The 16,144-nt window shown below is 57.0% G+C and carries 13 protein-coding genes; 8 read left to right on the top strand and 5 right to left on the bottom strand.

Annotated elements, in window-relative coordinates:
* Positions 1-30 precede the first annotated feature (30 nt).
* Positions 31-1,032: a serine/threonine protein kinase gene (locus FFI95_RS13540; RefSeq protein ID WP_144823390.1), complete on the bottom strand. Its 1,002-nt coding sequence runs from the start codon at positions 1,030-1,032 to the stop codon at positions 31-33.
* A gap of 153 nt (positions 1,033-1,185) precedes the next feature.
* Between FFI95_RS13540 and FFI95_RS13535 the strand changes: the two genes are divergently transcribed.
* Positions 1,186-2,295: an NAD(P)/FAD-dependent oxidoreductase gene (locus FFI95_RS13535; protein WP_246069518.1), complete on the top strand. Its 1,110-nt coding sequence runs from the start codon at positions 1,186-1,188 to the stop codon at positions 2,293-2,295.
* 13 nt (positions 2,296-2,308) lie between these two features.
* Here FFI95_RS13535 and FFI95_RS13530 read toward each other — a convergent pair whose 3' ends face one another.
* The gene (locus FFI95_RS13530; protein WP_144823387.1) at positions 2,309-3,043 is read right to left on the bottom strand and encodes a ComFC family protein; all 735 of its coding nucleotides are present in this window, start codon (positions 3,041-3,043) and stop codon (positions 2,309-2,311) included.
* 50 nt (positions 3,044-3,093) lie between these two features.
* Here FFI95_RS13530 and bioB point away from each other — a divergent pair, with 50 nt between their 5' ends.
* The 6 genes from bioB (at position 3,094) to FFI95_RS13500 (ending at position 10,982) form a co-directional block, all read left to right on the top strand.
* Positions 3,094-4,152 (top strand): biotin synthase BioB, encoded by a 1,059-nt coding sequence (gene bioB, locus FFI95_RS13525; protein ID WP_144823385.1) that lies wholly within the window; start codon positions 3,094-3,096, stop codon positions 4,150-4,152.
* A gap of 282 nt (positions 4,153-4,434) precedes the next feature.
* Positions 4,435-5,658, top strand: a complete 1,224-nt coding sequence (gene bioF / locus FFI95_RS13520) for an 8-amino-7-oxononanoate synthase (RefSeq protein WP_144823383.1) — start codon at positions 4,435-4,437, stop codon at positions 5,656-5,658.
* Positions 5,651-6,343 (top strand): dethiobiotin synthase, encoded by a 693-nt coding sequence (gene bioD / locus FFI95_RS13515; RefSeq protein WP_144823382.1) that lies wholly within the window; start codon positions 5,651-5,653, stop codon positions 6,341-6,343. The genes bioF and bioD overlap by 8 nt, the downstream gene beginning before the upstream one ends.
* A 51-nt stretch (positions 6,344-6,394) precedes the next feature.
* Positions 6,395-6,640 carry a flagellar biosynthesis protein FlgE gene (locus FFI95_RS13510; RefSeq protein ID WP_144823380.1) on the top strand — a complete coding sequence of 82 codons (246 nt, stop codon included), beginning with the start codon at positions 6,395-6,397 and terminating at the stop codon, positions 6,638-6,640.
* A gap of 611 nt (positions 6,641-7,251) precedes the next feature.
* Positions 7,252-9,051 (top strand): acyl-CoA dehydrogenase C-terminal domain-containing protein, encoded by a 1,800-nt coding sequence (locus FFI95_RS13505; protein ID WP_144823378.1) that lies wholly within the window; start codon positions 7,252-7,254, stop codon positions 9,049-9,051.
* A gap of 134 nt (positions 9,052-9,185) precedes the next feature.
* Positions 9,186-10,982 (top strand): acyl-CoA dehydrogenase C-terminal domain-containing protein, encoded by a 1,797-nt coding sequence (locus FFI95_RS13500; RefSeq protein ID WP_144823377.1) that lies wholly within the window; start codon positions 9,186-9,188, stop codon positions 10,980-10,982.
* Between the two features lie 81 nt (positions 10,983-11,063).
* On the opposite strand, the gene holA is transcribed toward FFI95_RS13500, so the two are convergent.
* Genes holA through leuS form a run of 3 tightly spaced genes read right to left on the bottom strand, consistent with a single transcriptional unit; the run spans position 11,064 to position 15,212 of the window.
* Positions 11,064-12,068, bottom strand: a complete 1,005-nt coding sequence (holA, locus tag FFI95_RS13495) for a DNA polymerase III subunit delta (RefSeq protein WP_144823375.1) — start codon at positions 12,066-12,068, stop codon at positions 11,064-11,066.
* Entirely contained in the window at positions 12,065-12,643 is a 579-nt protein-coding gene (locus FFI95_RS13490; RefSeq protein WP_246069517.1) for an LPS-assembly lipoprotein LptE, read from the bottom strand. Before FFI95_RS13490 ends, holA begins: the two co-directional genes overlap by 4 nt.
* Entirely contained in the window at positions 12,627-15,212 is a 2,586-nt protein-coding gene (gene leuS, locus FFI95_RS13485; RefSeq protein WP_144823704.1) for a leucine--tRNA ligase, read from the bottom strand. The genes FFI95_RS13490 and leuS overlap by 17 nt, the downstream gene beginning before the upstream one ends.
* Before the next feature lie 292 nt (positions 15,213-15,504).
* Between leuS and FFI95_RS13480 the strand changes: the two genes are divergently transcribed.
* The gene (locus tag FFI95_RS13480; protein WP_144823374.1) at positions 15,505-16,053 is read left to right on the top strand and encodes a zinc ribbon-containing protein; all 549 of its coding nucleotides are present in this window, start codon (positions 15,505-15,507) and stop codon (positions 16,051-16,053) included.
* Positions 16,054-16,144 lie beyond the last annotated feature (91 nt).

Here is a 16,144-nt window from a genome sequence, read left to right as displayed (position 1 = left end):
GCCTACCTCGTTTTGAGCGTGAGTGAAAAATCAGTACTGACCGGGCAGTGTAATCGAAGGGGCCTGCAGGGCGCCCAGTTGTTCTCTCAGGGATAGTATCTGGTCTGACCAGAATCGCGGCTGGGCAAACCACGGGAAAAAACGCGGGAACGCCGGATCATCCCAGCGCCTGGCCAGCCAGGCACAGTGGCTGAGCTGACGGTAGCAGCGCAGGGGCTCAATCAGGTGCCGTTCCCGACGATTGAAGTCCCGGAACATTTCATAGCCTTCCAGCAACTCACCCAGCTGGGCACCCCGTTCATGGTCATCTCCGTTCAGCAGCAGCCACATATCCTGAATCGCAGGCCCGGTACGACAGTCGTCCAGGTCCACAAACAGCATCTGCTCTTCCCGGCACAGTATATTCCCTGCGTGACAGTCACCGTGCAGGCGCAGGGTTGTAAATTCGCCGGCGTCTTCCATGCGCGCCTGGCAATGACTGATCAGATCCGGAATCAGGCTGTCCCAGGCGGGTCGCAGATCCTGAGGAATCCAGTCGCCTTCCAGCAACAGGTTATTGCTTGCCTCAATGCCTTCCAGAGGCGACAGTGCAACCCGGTGCTGAAACGGCTTGCGCGCGCCAAGGTTATGGATTTGTCCCAGCCACTGGCCCAGCCGGTACAGCGTATCGGTAACACTGGTATCCGGTGCCTGTCCCCCTCGCTGATTGAAAACGGCAAACATAAAACCGCCATGGGTGCCGAGGGTGTCTCCCGAGGGCATAACCAGAGGTGCAACAACAGGAATGTCTGCCGCCAGCAGCTCCAGGGTAAACTCATGCTCCTCACGGACCTGTGCCTCACTCCAGCGCCCCGGGCGATAGAACTTGGTAATCACCGGGGGGCCTTCGTCGAGCCCCACCTGGTACACTCGATTTTCATAACTGTTGAGAGCAAACAGGCGACCACTTACCGCAAAGCCAGCCGCTTCCATGGCATCGAGTATCACATCCGGTGTCAGTGCATCGTAAGGGTGAGCTGAAACGTTGGTCATAAAGCGCAGCCAGGCTGTTAAATGTCAGGCCCAAGTATACCTGCTTGCCCGGGCTCCCGTAATGCGGAGCCGGTGTTTCTAAGGCTTCTTGCCACTCCGGGATTGGGGTATTGTACGTTTTTACCGGCAGATAACAGAAAGCAGGTTGAATTCGTGACAAATGATCGACTGACAGTGGATGCCGTTGTAATCGGAGCCGGCGTCATCGGGCTTGCGGTGGCACGGACCCTTGCCCGGGCCGGCCGCGACGTGATTGTGCTGGAGGCCGGGGAGCATTTTGGCGAAGGCATTTCCTCGCGTAACAGTGAAGTTATCCATGCCGGTATATATTATCCGGAAAACTCTCTGAAAGCGCGCCTGTGCGTGGCCGGGCGCAGGCAGTTGTATGAATACTGCAACAGCCGCAAAGTAGAGCATCGCCGGTGTGGTAAATGGGTCGTCGCCACTGACGAGTCACAAATCGAGAAACTTGAAAGCACGTACCGGCGTGCAGCCGCCAATGGTGTCGTCCTGACGCAGGCAGACAGCAAGACCCTTGCCCGACATTTGCCCGGTGTACAGGCCCGGGCAGGTCTCTGGTCCCCGGACACAGGCATACTGGACACCCACGGGCTGATGCTCGCCTTACTGGGGGAGCTGGAAGACGCCGGTGGTGTGCTGGTGCGGCGGTCGCCAGTGGTGCAGGTGCAATCGAGCGGAGAATTGCACCTGTTACAGGTTGCAGGCGCAGCGCCCTGTACCCTTGAAGCACGGACCCTGGTGAACGCCGCGGGGCTGGGTGCCGTCCCGCTGACAGAGCACTGGGAAGGGTTGCCCCGGGATCAGAAACCAACACAGTGGTTCGCCCGTGGGGTTTACTTCAGTTACAGCGGTCGGCACCCGTTTCGCAACCTGGTTTATCCGGTCCCCGAGCCCGGAGGGCTGGGGATACATCTCACCCTGGATCTGGCCGGGCAGGCGCGTTTTGGGCCGGATGTTGAATGGATCAGCCGCGAGGATTATCAGATAGATGCCGGGCGCGCGCGGGCATTTGCCGCGGCCGTCCGTCAGTGGTGGCCAGACCTGGACCCTCTGCGGCTGCAGCCGGCTTATGCCGGTATCCGGCCGAAACTGAAAAATGCAGAAGGCGGTTTTTTCGACTTCCGGATTGATGGGCCGGAAGACCATGGTGTGCCGGGGCTGGTGAATCTGTTCGGCATAGAATCCCCCGGGCTGACGGCCTGTCTGGCCATCGCCGGGCTGGTCCACGAAAAACTCTCCTGAGAAACCTGGCCGGTCAGCCCGGTGTACGCGCCAGAGCCCAGACCTGAATATCCCGGGCACCTGCGCTCTGTAGTGCCTGAGCAAGCATTCGCACCGTGGCCCCGGTTGTAACCACATCGTCCACGATGGCGACGCGTTCGGGCACGTTTCCGCACACTTTGAATACATCGCGCAGGTTAGCCAGCCTTGCCTTCCGGTTAAGCCCCCGCTGTGCCTGAGCCGATCGCACCCGCCGTACTACACCTGTACTCACAGGAATATCCAGAGCCTTGCCCAGGTGTTCGGCGATGTCCGCGGCCTGATTAAATCCGCGCTTTCGCCGCCGGGTCGCAAGCATAGGGGAGGGAATCAGTAGCTGTGGCTTATCTTTATCCGAGCCTTCATACACACCAGCCAGATAGTCCGCAAAGCCTGCAATCAGCGGTCGCGCAAACTTGCGTTGCTGGCTGTATTTGTAGCGGCCAATCATGGTGCTGACAGGGTACTGGTAACGCCAGGGAATAAGCGCGCGGTTAAAAGCCGGGGGCGACGCAAGGCAGTCCCCGCACACTGAGCCGGCTCCGGGGATAGCCATGGGCAGGGCGCAGCAGCGGCAGTGGTAATGGTTAACCGGCAGGTCTGCCTGGCAGGGGTCGCACAGACCATTGCTGGCACAGGAACTCAGGCATCCGACACAGAGTCCTTTGGTTTTAGTGCTGTTAACCGAATTGTTAAAAATGGTTGACAGCAGGTTCAGTCCCTTTATCATCTGATTCATCCGTAAACCAAGAAACCATAAAAGGTTAACAGGAACCTCCCATGGCTGCTACAACACTACGTCACAACTGGACTCTTGAGGAGGCCAGGTCACTTCTCGATATGCCATTCAACGACTTGCTGTTCCAGGCGCAGTCGGTGCACCGGCAATATTTTGATCCCAATGAAGTGCAGGTCAGTACCCTGCTTTCAATAAAAACCGGTGCCTGCCCGGAGGACTGTAAATACTGTCCGCAAAGCGGTCATTACAACACCGGGCTGGAAAAAGAGAAGCTGCTGGAGCTTGAAAAAGTTGTGGCCGAGGCCCGCGCCGCCCGGGAAAAAGGCGCCTCACGCTTCTGTATGGGCGCCGCCTGGCGCAGCCCTGCGGAGAAGGATATGCCGTATGTGCTGGACATGATCCGGCAGGTAAAATCGCTGGGGCTGGAAACCTGTATGACGCTGGGGATGCTGCAGCCGGAACAGGCAGAAGAGCTGGCCGGGGCAGGGCTGGATTACTATAACCACAATCTGGATACCTCCGAGAAGTACTATAACCATATTATTACCACTCGCACCTATCAGGATCGCCTGGACACCCTCGCGAATGTGCGTGACGCCGGCATGAAGGTCTGCTGCGGCGGCATCATGGGTCTTGGCGAGGATGAAGACGATCGTGCCGGTTTGCTGGTTCAGCTGGCCAACCTGCCACAGCATCCGGAAAGTGTGCCGGTGAACATGCTGGTGAAAGTGAAGGGGACGCCTCTGGAAAATGCAGAAGATCTGGATCCGTTTGAGTTTGTGCGGGTGATTGCCGCCGCCCGGATCATGATGCCGGCCTCTCACGTGCGCTTGTCTGCGGGTCGGGAGACGATGAATGAACAGTTGCAGGCGTTGTGCTTTCTGGCCGGGGCGAACTCGATTTTCTATGGCGAGAAACTGCTGACGACCGCAAATCCGGAAGCTGATGCCGACACGCTGCTGTTCCGGCGTCTGGGGATCCGGCCGGAGCAGCGGGAGCAGTGTGTGTCTGAAGCGCAGGATGAGGAAGTGATTGTCGAGGCTCTGGAGCATGAGGCGACGCGTCATCTGTTTTATGACGCTACTCGGGAGACTGCATAGACATATTGGCATATGCAACGGGGGGAAGTCTGGCTCCGGGATACGCTACTAGCACCCCTTGCGGGGTCCGGCCAGCAATCGCAGATTGCTGTCGTTCGGCTGCGCATGAAGCTTCGCTTCATAAACGCTTGCCTTACCCATGTGCGCTTGTTTCGGGCCATCCATGGCCCTCTACAATCCCGGAGCCAGACTTCCCCCCGTTGCTGATACTTTAGAGATACCTCCCTATCCATTTTAGTACCAGCACGTACAAATGCTGGTCTCTTACCAGGAACTTTATGTGTGCGTAACTTCATTTCAGAGCTGGAACAACGAAAAAAGGCCGGGCTTTATCGTGTCCGGCGGCAGGTTTCCGGGCCTCAGCAGCCGGCGTTAACTGCCGACGGCAAGGAGTTGCTGTCGTTTTGCAGCAACGATTATTTGGGCCTGGCTAATCACTCTGCCAGTATCGAAGCGCTTCGGGTGGCATTGTCGGATACCGGGCTCGGCGGCGCAGCTTCGCATCTGATTTGTGGGCACCATGAGGCCCACCAGCAACTGGAGGAGCGTCTTGCGGCGTTTACCGGACGCAGTTCGGCCTTGTTGTTTTCCACCGGCTATATGGCCAATCTGGGGGTGATTTCTGCGCTGGCGGGGCGTGGAGATACAATTTTTTCCGATCAGCTGAACCATGCCTCTATTATCGACGGTTGTATTCTTAGCCGGGCGACGGTTCGCCGGTACCCCCACGGGGATGTAGCCTCACTCGAGGCCATGCTCGCGGAAACTGATGGCCATAAGCTGGTGGTTACCGACGGGGTGTTCAGCATGGATGGTGATGTTGCCCCGTTACGGGCGTTAGCGAAAGTGTGTCGTGAACACGACGCCTTGCTGGTGGTGGATGATGCCCATGGTTTCGGGGTGCTTGGGCCGCAGGGGCGGGGAAGCGTGGCGGAACTTGGCTTGTCAGAAGAAGAGGTGCCGGTTCTTGTAGGTACTCTGGGCAAGGCGGCGGGTACCAGCGGTGCATTTGTAGCTGGTCCGGAAGTGTTGATGGATTATCTGTTGCAGAAGGCCCGCACTTATATTTACACCACGGCTATGCCTCCCGCCCTTGCTTTGGCAACGTGTAACAATCTTGATTTAATCGGGCAGGGCGGGGAGCGTCGTAAACATCTGCAGAGCCTGACTGACCGTTTCCGGCAGGAGGCTGCCGCTCTCGGGTATTCATTAATGCCCTCGGGCACACCCATTCAGCCGATTATGGTTGGCGATAACCAGGAAACGCTGGCACTGAGCCGGGCTCTCGAGGCTCAGGGGTTGCTGGTTACAGCAATCCGCCCGCCGACTGTGCCTGAGGGCGAAGCGCGGTTGCGGGTTACGTTCAGTGCGTCCCACTCCCATCAGGATCTGGATAGTCTGTTGCAGGGACTTTCCGATTGCTGCCATTTGTTGGGTCACCGGGATGTTGCGGACGATAAAGCACGCTTGAACAGAGGAATGGTGGAAACCTGCTTGTATGGCTAAAAAAACGTTTTTTGTGACAGGTACTGATACCGGGGTTGGTAAAACCATGGTGTCTGCGGCAATTTTAGAGGCCGCCAAAGTTACCGGTAAGCGGACACTCGGCATGAAGCCTATTGCTTCAGGCTGTGAAAGCACACCGGAGGGGCTGCGCAATGAGGATGCCCTGATTCTTCAGGCGGCGGCCACTGAAGCCCTTGCTTATGATGTTGTCAACCCCGTAGCACTGGCCCCTGCTATTGCGCCCCATGTTGCAGCCAAACAAGCCGGATGCCTTATTTCAGCCGATCGGCTAGTGGGATTCTGCCGTGGTATGCAGATCCGCCCGGCGGATCTTTTATTAATTGAAGGTGCCGGAGGCTGGAGAGTTCCACTGAACGATAGGGAAACCTACTCCACGGTACCCCGACAGCTCGGCGTGCCGGTGATTCTTGTGGTTGCTCTGAGGCTGGGTTGCATTAACCAGGCGCTGTTGACAGTTGAGGCAATTCGCAACGATGGGTTGATGCTGGCGGGATGGGTCGCTAACCACTCAGAGCCTGAAGATATGAGCTGTGTGCAGGAAACATTGAGCTATCTTATGGAGCACATCCCGGCCACTTGTTTGGGGGTCATACCCTGGGTGGAGGACGCCAGGCCAGGAATTGTGAGCCACTATCTCGGTGTTGATGCGTTGTTTGAAAACTGAACAGTTTTGTGGCTTAATATGAGTAAATAAGGGCTATGGGAAATAGCAGTCATGATCAATAATGCGCTCGCAACAGGCATTCAAGGTATTCAGGACGGTATGTACGGCATGGAAAATGCCGCCCGTAAAATTGCTCGTACTGGCGTTGATGGCCCCCAAGGCAGTGCCGCAACCGGAAACAGCCTGGCTGAGCCGATCATTGATCTAAAACTTTATGAGCGTAGTGTAGAGGCGTCTTCACAGGTTGTGAAAGTGGCGGATGAAACGCTTGGTACGCTTCTGGATATAATGGCCTGAGCCTGTCTGTGATCTCACTTTCCTCATTTCCTGCTGTCTCTCGTTATTCGCCAGGTGCCGGCTCAAGCAGCCCAGCCGTCGGCCATGCACAGAATAACCCTGCATCGAACAACTCTGAATCCAAAAAAACTCCATTCAGTCCGTCTTCTCGTACTCAGCCCAAGCCTGATACGCCTACTACCAGTGAATCACGCAATAATGGCCAGCAAGCGAGAGATACGTACCAGGGTATTGCAGGTTTTGGACCAGAGTCTGCCTTTGAGGCAGATGGGTTTCTATCTATATCCGTTTGATTGAGCTGGCTGTTAACCTGTTAATCATCACTGCGGATCCCGGTATTCCCTCCAGACAGCGAATGCAGTAAAAAGTCTTGGGAGCACTGCTTGCCACTGCAGTGTTATGGTTTTCTGATACCTTTTCGAAACGTGTGCCAGTGATCAACAGGTACACAAATTATCTGTCCAGCTATTGACAATTCTGTGCCTCTAAACGTATGTTTCAAACAGTTGTTTAATTCATACTGCAGTGCACCCTATTGCAGTGTCTGAGCAAACCCAAGGCCGCAGGCTGTTATCCGTTTTCAGCCACGACCGAAAACCGAGGTGGTTTACATGCCTGAGTACAAAGCGCCCCTGCGTGACATCAAATTCGTAATGAACGAGCTGCTCGACAGCGAGACCCACTACGCTAATCTGGAAAATGCCGAAGACGCAACGCCGGATATGGTGGATGCGATTATCCAGGAAGGTGCAAAGTTTGCGGAGCAGGTGTTGTCGCCGCTGAATCCGGTAGGTGACAACGAAGGCTGCACCTGGAGTGAAGACGGTGTCACAACGCCTACAGGCTTCAAGGAAGCCTATAACCAGTTTGTCGAAGGTGGCTGGCCGTCACTGGCGGCTGACCCTAACTATGGTGGTCAGGGCCTGCCCAGCTCGCTGGGTATCGTGATGAGTGAAATGAACGGCACCGCTAACTGGGCCTGGGGCATGTATCCGGGCCTCAGCCATGGCGCGATTAATACCATTGAAGCCCATGGCACAGAAGAGCAGAAGCAGACCTACCTCACCAAGATGATCAGTGGTGAATGGACCGGCACCATGTGCCTGACAGAAGCCCACTGTGGTTCCGACCTGGGCACTCTGCGCACCAAGGCCGAGCCCAACGACGACGGCTCGTACAGCCTTACCGGCACCAAGATTTTCATCTCCGCCGGTGAGCACGACATGACCGACAACATTGTTCACATTGTGCTGGCCCGCCTGCCGGGTGCACCTTCCGGTACCAAGGGCATCTCGCTGTTTATTGTACCCAAGCGTCTGCCCGCTGAAGACGGTTCTGCCGGTGACCGTAATGCCGTATCCTGTGGCTCTATTGAACATAAAATGGGCATTCACGGCAACGCCACCTGTGTGATCAACTTCGATGGCGCCAAAGGCTGGTTGATCGGACCTGAAAACCGCGGCCTGAACTGCATGTTCACCTTCATGAACGTGGCCCGAATTGGTACGGCCATTCAGGGCCTGGGCGCAGCCGAACTGGGCTTTCAGGGCTCACTGGCCTACGCCAAAGAGCGTCTGGCGATGCGTTCACTGAGTGGCCCCAAAAATCCGGACGGCATTGCCGATCCGATCATTGTGCATCCGGACGTCCGGCGCATGCTGCTGACCCAGAAAGCCGTTGCAGAAGGCGCCCGTGCACTGATCTACCTGACTGCACAGAAAGCAGACCTGGTTGAGCGTGCCAAGGCAGAAGAAGACCGCAAGGCCGCCGATGAGCTTCTTGGCTTCCTGACGCCGATCGCCAAGGCCTTCCTGACCGAAATCGGGTACGAAGCCGCTAACCTGGGCCTGCAGGTATTCGGAGGTCATGGTTATATCTCCGAGTGGGGCATGGAGCAGAACGTACGGGATGCCCGTATCGGTATGATCTACGAGGGCACCACCGGTATTCAGGCGCTCGACCTTCTGGGTCGTAAGGTGCTGATGACCCAGGGTGAGTCCCTGAAGAGCTTCACCAAACAGGTACACCTGTTCTGCAAGGAAAACGCGGATAACGAACAGCTTAAAGAGTTCGTTGAGCCGCTGGCAGAAATCAATAAAGAGTGGGGCGAACTGACCACCAAAATCGGCATGAACGCCATGAAGAACCGCGAAGAAGTCGGCGCGGCCTCTGTGGATTACCTGATGTATTCCGGTTATGCCGTGTTTGCCTACCTGTGGGCCCGCATGGCGAAGATTGCCCAGGAGAAGCTGGCCGAAGGTGACAGTGAAGAGCAGTTCTACAGCGCCAAGCTGCAGACTGCGCGCTTCTACTTCACCCGCATGCTGCCGCGTACCAAAACCCATGCAGCAACCATGCTGGCAGGTGCTGACACACTGCTGGACATGCCGGAAGACAACTTCGCGCTTTGATAACCGGAAGCGCTGAAGTCTGACCGGAACCATGAAAGCCCGAGCTCCCAGGAGCCGGGCTTTTTTCATGAGTCAATCGTGTTTTTGCGGTAGAATAGATTGAATTAGAACTGTGAACAAAACTGGAGAGTTAGATGGCTGATTATCAGGCACCCCTGCGTGATATGCGTTTTGTACTGAATGAAGTATTTGATGCCCCGGCACTCTGGGCATCATTACCCAAGGTAGCGGAGAACGTTGATCCCGATACCGCGGACGCCATTCTGGAAGAAGCCGGAAAAATTACCAGTGGTGTGCTGGCACCGCTGAACCGCGAGGCAGACGAGCAGGGCTGCCAGTGGAACAACGGCGAAGTCACTACACCGGATGGCTTCAGGGAAGCCTACCAGACCATCATTGAAGGTGGCTGGAACGGCCTGGGCGGTAACCCCGAGTTTGACGGAATGGGTATGCCCAAAACTCTGGTGGCACAGTTTGAAGAAATGATGCAGGGCGCCAACATGGCCTTTGGCCTGGCACCCATGCTTACAGCCGGCGCCTGCCTGGCACTGGATGCCCACGGCAGCCAGGAACTGAAAGAAAAATACCTGCCTAACATGTACTCCGGCGTCTGGTCCGGCGCCATGGATCTGACAGAGCCTCATGCGGGGACAGATCTGGGTATCATCCGCACCAAGGCTGAGCCTAACGACGACGGCTCGTTCAACGTAACAGGTACCAAAATCTTTATTACCTGGGGCGAGCACGACATGGCGGAAAACATTATCCACCTGGTGCTGGCCAAGCTGCCCGGCGCGCCCAAAGGTCCCAAAGGCATTTCCCTGTTGCTGGTCCCCAAGTTTCTGGTGAACGAAGACGGCTCACTGGGCGAGCGCAACAGCCTGGCCTGCGGCTCCCTGGAGAAAAAGATGGGGATCAAAGGCTCAGCTACCTGCGTCATGAACTTTGACGGGGCCAGGGGCTGGCTCGTAGGCGAGGAAAACAAAGGCCTGAACGCCATGTTTACCATGATGAACTACGAGCGTCTGGGCGTGGGCATTCAGGGTGTGGGCGCTGCCGAAGCGTCACTGCAGAGCGCCCGGGAATACGCCATGGAGCGTATCCAGAGCCGTGCACCAACGGGCGCACAACAGCCGGAAAAAGCCGCTGACCCCATCCTGGTACACCCGGATGTGCGTCGTATGCTGCTCACCATGAAAGGCTATGTAGAAGGTGGGCGCGCCTTCTCAACCTACGTCGCCCAGTGGCTCGATATTTCCAAGTATGCCGACCCGGCCGAAGAAGCGCGGCGTGAAAACGCCGAAGGTATGGTGGCTCTGCTGACTCCGGTGGCCAAGGCGTTCCTCACCGACAGAGGCCTGGATGCCTGTATCATCGGGCAGCAGGTTTTCGGTGGTCACGGCTTTATTCGTGAGTGGGGGCAGGAGCAGCTGGTCCGGGATTGCCGTATCACCCAGATTTATGAAGGCACCAACGGCATCCAGGCACTGGACCTTATGGGGCGCAAGGTTGTCGGCAGCAAGGGCAAACTGTACGAATTGTTTGCTGAAGATGTGGCTGCGTTCATTGAAGACAATCGTGAGGAAGAAAGCCTGCGTCCTTATCTTGAGCCCCTGGCGGCAGCTCTTGAGCGCCTGTCAGATGTGACCGAGCATGTACTGGCTCAGGCCGCTGATAACCCCAATGCGGTTGGGGCGGCATCGGTTGACTACCTGGACCTGTTCGGGCTCACCGCACTGGGCTATATGTGGGCACGGATGGTGAAAGCTGCGGCACCCAAGGCCGAAGGCGATACGTCTGGCTTCTACAGCGGCAAGCTGAAAACCGCACGCTTCTACTACGACCGCCTGCTGCCCAAAACAGTATCTCTGGCGGAAGGTATCCGCAGTGGCAGTGAGTCCATGATGGCACTGACCGCCGACGAGTTCTGATCTTCGGTGAAGCATAAAAAAGCAGACCTTCGGGTCTGCTTTTTTTGATTCAGGGCCAGGATCTCCAGGATCCGAGCTGATTTACCGGGCGGCCAGCAGCACAGACATATCCCGGAGATAGTGCCAGGGCGAGAGCTCATCAAAGCCTTTGGCAGCCCGGTCAACCTGGCTGCAAAGTGTAACAGCTTCGTGCAGCTGTCCTGGGTTCAGGCGCCGGGCTGCCTGCTCCAGTGCCCGCGCCCGCTGGGGCTGAAACACCCCCCGCTTTTTGAGGAAGGCGGCCGGGTTCTCATTGCGGCTGGCGCCGGTTTTCAGTTCGAGCAACAGGTTCAGGTCCCGGCTTAATACGGTCAGCAGCCCGAGTGGATTTTCACCTTCCTGCTGAAGCACGCCGATAATTTTGCCAGCGTGGGGTGCGCGGCCGCTGAGCAACTCTGTTACCAGCTCGAAGCCATTGAAGCGAGAGCTGTCCTGGACAGCCTGCTCAATCACCTCTTCATCAATGGTTTTGCCATTGGACAGCAGTGCCAGCCGGTCCAGCTCCTGGCTGGCCGCCAGCAGATTCCCCTCAAGCCGTTCTGCCAGCATGGTCAGAGCACCGCGGGTCAGGCTCAGTCCCTGGTTGCGGGCCCGTTGCTGCAGCCAGCCGGGGAACTTGTCTGCGTCTATCGGCCAGACAGGGATGTGAACCCCTTTGCCCTGCAGTTCCTTGTACCATTTACGCCGGGTTTCGGCAGCATCCAGACGAGCGCTGATCAAGAGCACAATGATGTCATCGGAGGGCTGAGCCAGCACCCGCTCCATAACCTGGCGGCCATTCCCCAGCTTGCCGGCAGGCAGCCGGATTTCTATGCGGCGCCGCTCAGAAAACAGAGACATGGCACTGAATTCATCGGCCACTGTATTCCAGTCAAGCTGCTGATCGGCATGGAAGGTCAGGCGGTCGTGGAAACCAGCATCCCGGGCAGCCTTGCGAATCTGGTCGCAACACTCCTGCACCAGCAGTGGTTCATCCCCGGAGACCAGATACACCGGAGCAAGCCCCTTTTGCAGCAGTTGTGGCAGCTGGCCAGGATTTGTCTTCATGGTGCATCAGGTTGCGTGGTGTTCCGGATTTCCCGCAACCGTTCCTCTGTTATCGGCGCCAGACGGAAGAGAATCTGTTGTGCCAGCCTTTCCGTAAGTTGTTGTCTGAGGCTGTCTTCTTCCCGCTGTTTAGCCAGCACGTTGGTCTCATCGTATCTGTAGCTTTCAGTCGTTGTCAGACGGGTGGTGGCAATAATCGGAATGCCGTCAGAGCTGATCAGCTCCAGGCCAACCGAATGCCTGAGGGTATATTCAGCCGCTGCCGCCTGACTGGTGATCGCCGAGGCACGGCGGTCCCTTTCAAAACCCCGGATCCTGAGCAGGTAAGCAGCCTCCGGCGCAGGCGCCAGTTCAACACCGCCCAGTTCCAGTTGTTCCTGCACGGACTGGCAAAGCTCTGTGGGAACAGGCGACTGGCAGTCCAGATGCAGGGGCTCCAGTGCAGCAGATACCGGCGGCGCGCCCCGCAGCTGAAAACCACAGGCAGCCAGAAGAGTGACCATCACACTGATGGTCATTAGCCGAATGCGTTCTTCAGGCAGGGCGCACAGTCGCATATCAGTTAGCCACCACATTCACCAGTTTGCCGGGGACAACGATCACTTTGCGAACCGTTGCGCCTTCAATAAACCGCTTCACATTTTCATTTTCCAGCGCCAGTGCCTCCAGATCAGCCTTGCTGCTATCGGCCGGAACATCGGCCTTGGCTCTGACCTTGCCATTGACCTGCAGAACCACCTGGATTTCGCTGCGAACCATGGCCGACTCATCCGCCACTGGCCAGGGAGCATCCACGACCGGTTGAGTGTGGCCCAGATCCTGCCAGAGGTGGTGACAGATATGCGGCACAATGGGTGCAAGCATGACCACAGCGGTTTCCAGAGCCTCCTGACGCGCAGCCCGGGTCTGAGCATCATCACTCTTCACACGGCTGACCTCGTTCAGCAACTCCATAACTGCAGCGATGGCTGTGTTGAATGTCAGGCGGCGGCTGATGTCATCACTGACCTTGGCAATGGTTTCATGGGTTTTGCGCCGCAGATCTTTGGCGGCGTCATCCAGGGCACTGACATCCAGAGCCGGGGCCTGGCCCTGGGCCGCGTGTTCATGCACCAGGCGCCACAGGCGCTTGAGGAAGCGATGAGCACCTTCCACCGCGCTGTCCGACCACTCCAGGGACTGCTCGGGGGGCGCTGCAAACATCATGAACAGGCGCACAGTGTCAGCGCCATAGGCATCGATGATCGATTGCGGATCAATGCCATTATTCTTCGATTTGGACATTTTGGTGACACCGCCGGGCGTTACCGGCTGGCCGTCTTCCTTGTGCACAGCACCGGTTACATGGCCTTTGTCGTCCCGTTCAACCGTTACATCCGCTGGCGAGATCCAGACCTTGCCACCTTTGTCATCTTCCCGGTAATAAGTGTCTGCCAGGACCATGCCCTGGGTTAAAAGCTGTTTGAACGGCTCGGAACTGTTAACCAGGCCGACATCGCGCAGCAGTTTATGGAAAAAACGCGCGTACAGCAGGTGCAGGATGGCATGTTCAATGCCGCCAATATACTGATCCACCGGCAGCCAGTAGTTGGCTGCGGCCGGGTCCAGCATGCCTTTGTCGTAATTCGGACTGCAGAAGCGGGCGTGGTACCAGGACGACTCCATAAAAGTGTCAAAGGTATCGGTTTCCCGGGTTGCCGGCTGCCCGTCAAAGGACGTCTGTGCCCACTCAGGGTTGGCTTTGAGTGGCGAGTGTACGCCATCCATTTCCACATCTTCCGGCAAAATCACCGGCAGCTGATCATCAGGGACCGGGCGCTGAGTGCCGTCTTCCATGGTCATCATCGGGATCGGAGCCCCCCAGTAACGCTGGCGTGAGACCCCCCAATCGCGCAGACGGTAGTTAACCGTGCGCTTGCCAATGCCGTTGGCTTCCAGGTGATCGGCAATGGCATCAAACGCTTCGTCACTGGTCATGCCGCTGTACTTGCCGGAGGACACCAGAGTGCCTTTTTCGGTAAAGGCGGCTTCCTGCGCGTCTATGTCACGACCGTCGGTGGCGGAAATCACCTGCTTGATGGGCAGGTGGTACTTCAATGCGAATTCGTGGTCACGTTCATCGTGGGCAGGTACAGCCATCAGCGCGCCCGTGCCGTAATCCGTCAGCACAAAGTTGGCCACCCATACCGGAATTTCTTCCTGGGTGAGCGGGTGAATGGCCTTGAAGCCTGTGTCCACCCCTTTCTTCTCCATAGTGGCAATGTCGGCCTCGGCAACCTTGCTGTTACGGACCTCTTCGGCAAAGGCAGCCACGTCGGGATGGCGCTCGGCAGCGGCTACCGCCAGGGGATGCTCCGCCGCCACAGCCATATAGCTCACGCCCATCAGAGTGTCCGGGCGGGTGGTATAAACGGTCAGACCGTCTTCCCGGTCTTTCAGCGGGAAGGTCAGCTCGGTACCGACAGACTTGCCGATCCAGTTGCGCTGCATGGTCTTGACCTGCTCCGGCCAGCCATCCAGATCATCCAGATCGTTCAGCAGTTCTTCTGCGTAATCGGTGATGCGAATGAACCACTGCGGGATTTTTTTCTGCTCCACCAGAGCACCGGAGCGCCAGCCGCGGCCCTCAACAACCTGCTCGTTGGCAAGTACAGTCTGATCCACCGGGTCCCAGTTCACGGTGGACATCTTTTTGTACACCAGGCCTTTTTCATAGAGGCGGGCGAAGAACCACTGCTCCCAGCGGTAATATTCCGGATCACAGGTTGCCAGCTCACGACTCCAGTCGTAGCCGAAACCCAGCTGCCGGAGCTGGTTTTTCATGTAGTCGATATTGGCGTATGTCCACTTGGCAGGGGCGGTTTTGTTGGCAATAGCGGCGTTCTCAGCCGGCAGACCAAACGCATCCCAGCCCATGGGCTGCATCACATTCTTGCCCTGCATACGCTGGTAACGGGAAATCACATCGCCAATGGTGTAGTTGCGCACATGCCCCATATGCAGCTTGCCGCTGGGGTAAGGAAACATGGAAAGGCAGTAGTATTTAGGCTTACCCGGCTCTTCCCGGACTTCGAAGGTCTTGTTCTCCTCCCAGAAAGTGCGTGCTTTGTGTTCTACATCATGGGGATTATATTGTTCGTCCATACCTGCCATTACCAAAGTTACCCTGTATAAAAAGATGAGCGGAGCGGCCGGACATTCTAACGCACACAGGGCGTAACAGGTAGTCTGCCAAAACTCTGGTAGTGTGCCATGATGTAGGTAATGGTGGTGAGCGCCGGCAACCGGGGGGATGTCTGTCCGAGACACGCGGTAAATACGTCCCTGTACGCTTGGCTGCAGCATCCCTGCTGCAGACAGTCCCGGACAGAATCCCCCGGCTGCCGACGCTGACGCAAAAGCTACAGCCACGGAAGCAAATTACGAGGCATCCCTAATGACAGACCCGGAAAGAAAACAGCTCTCAGGAAAAGCTCTTGAGGCGTATGACCGTATGCTTGAACAGGTCCAGAGCCGCCTGCGCACAGTGCAGGACACCACGCTGGAAACGCTTGAAGAGGAAATAAATAACGCCATAGAAACAGAGCAGGAACTCCGGGAAATGACCCGGGACGAAGCCAGCCTTCTTGGTGCCTACTTGCAGAGAGACCTGGAGCATCTCATAAACTTTGTGGATGAAACCGGTGAAGGGCTCAGTGAGTGGCTGCAACTGGACCTGTCACTGCTGGAGCAGCGGCTGACAGACCGCCTGCTGTCCGTTGCCGACCAGACCCTGGTAGATACACTGGCTCTGCGTCAGAAACTAGAGAGCCACGAAGCCGGGCAGTACATCGCCGGAGAGGTGGCAACAGCCGGCATGTTCCAGTGCCTGAACTGCGAGCACATGCTGTGCCTCACCTCCACCAGCCACCTGAAACCATGTGATGCCTGCGGTTCACATTACTACAAGCGCGTAACCAGTCGGTGGCCGCAGAAAGAAAACTGATAACCAGTACTTACGAGAACACCTAAATTGTATGTTTTTTCCGGACTCAGGACAGCCGAGGCCGGGCAGCTTTTCAAAACCGTGCGGAGCC

This window comes from Marinobacter piscis, from assembly GCF_007671655.1.
GTDB lineage: Bacteria > Pseudomonadota > Gammaproteobacteria > Pseudomonadales > Oleiphilaceae > Marinobacter > Marinobacter piscensis.
This window is presented reverse-complemented; position numbering and strand designations above follow the sequence as displayed.

Excerpts from the sequence above, each read along its gene's own strand:
- FFI95_RS13540 (WP_144823390.1), bottom strand. The coding sequence starts at position 1,032 with ATGACCAACGTTTCAGCTCACCCTTACGATGCACTGACACCGGATGTG.
- FFI95_RS13530 (WP_144823387.1), bottom strand. The coding sequence starts at position 3,043 with ATGATAAAGGGACTGAACCTGCTGTCAACCATTTTTAACAATTCGGTT.
- bioB (WP_144823385.1), top strand. The coding sequence starts at position 3,094 with ATGGCTGCTACAACACTACGTCACAACTGGACTCTTGAGGAGGCCAGG.
- bioD (WP_144823382.1), top strand. The coding sequence starts at position 5,651 with ATGGCTAAAAAAACGTTTTTTGTGACAGGTACTGATACCGGGGTTGGT.
- FFI95_RS13510 (WP_144823380.1), top strand. The coding sequence starts at position 6,395 with ATGATCAATAATGCGCTCGCAACAGGCATTCAAGGTATTCAGGACGGT.
- FFI95_RS13505 (WP_144823378.1), top strand. The coding sequence starts at position 7,252 with ATGCCTGAGTACAAAGCGCCCCTGCGTGACATCAAATTCGTAATGAAC.
- FFI95_RS13500 (WP_144823377.1), top strand. The coding sequence starts at position 9,186 with ATGGCTGATTATCAGGCACCCCTGCGTGATATGCGTTTTGTACTGAAT.
- holA (WP_144823375.1), bottom strand. The coding sequence starts at position 12,068 with ATGAAGACAAATCCTGGCCAGCTGCCACAACTGCTGCAAAAGGGGCTT.
- FFI95_RS13490 (WP_246069517.1), bottom strand. The coding sequence starts at position 12,643 with ATGTGGTGGCTAACTGATATGCGACTGTGCGCCCTGCCTGAAGAACGC.
- leuS (WP_144823704.1), bottom strand. The coding sequence starts at position 15,212 with ATGGACGAACAATATAATCCCCATGATGTAGAACACAAAGCACGCACT.
- FFI95_RS13480 (WP_144823374.1), top strand. The coding sequence starts at position 15,505 with ATGACAGACCCGGAAAGAAAACAGCTCTCAGGAAAAGCTCTTGAGGCG.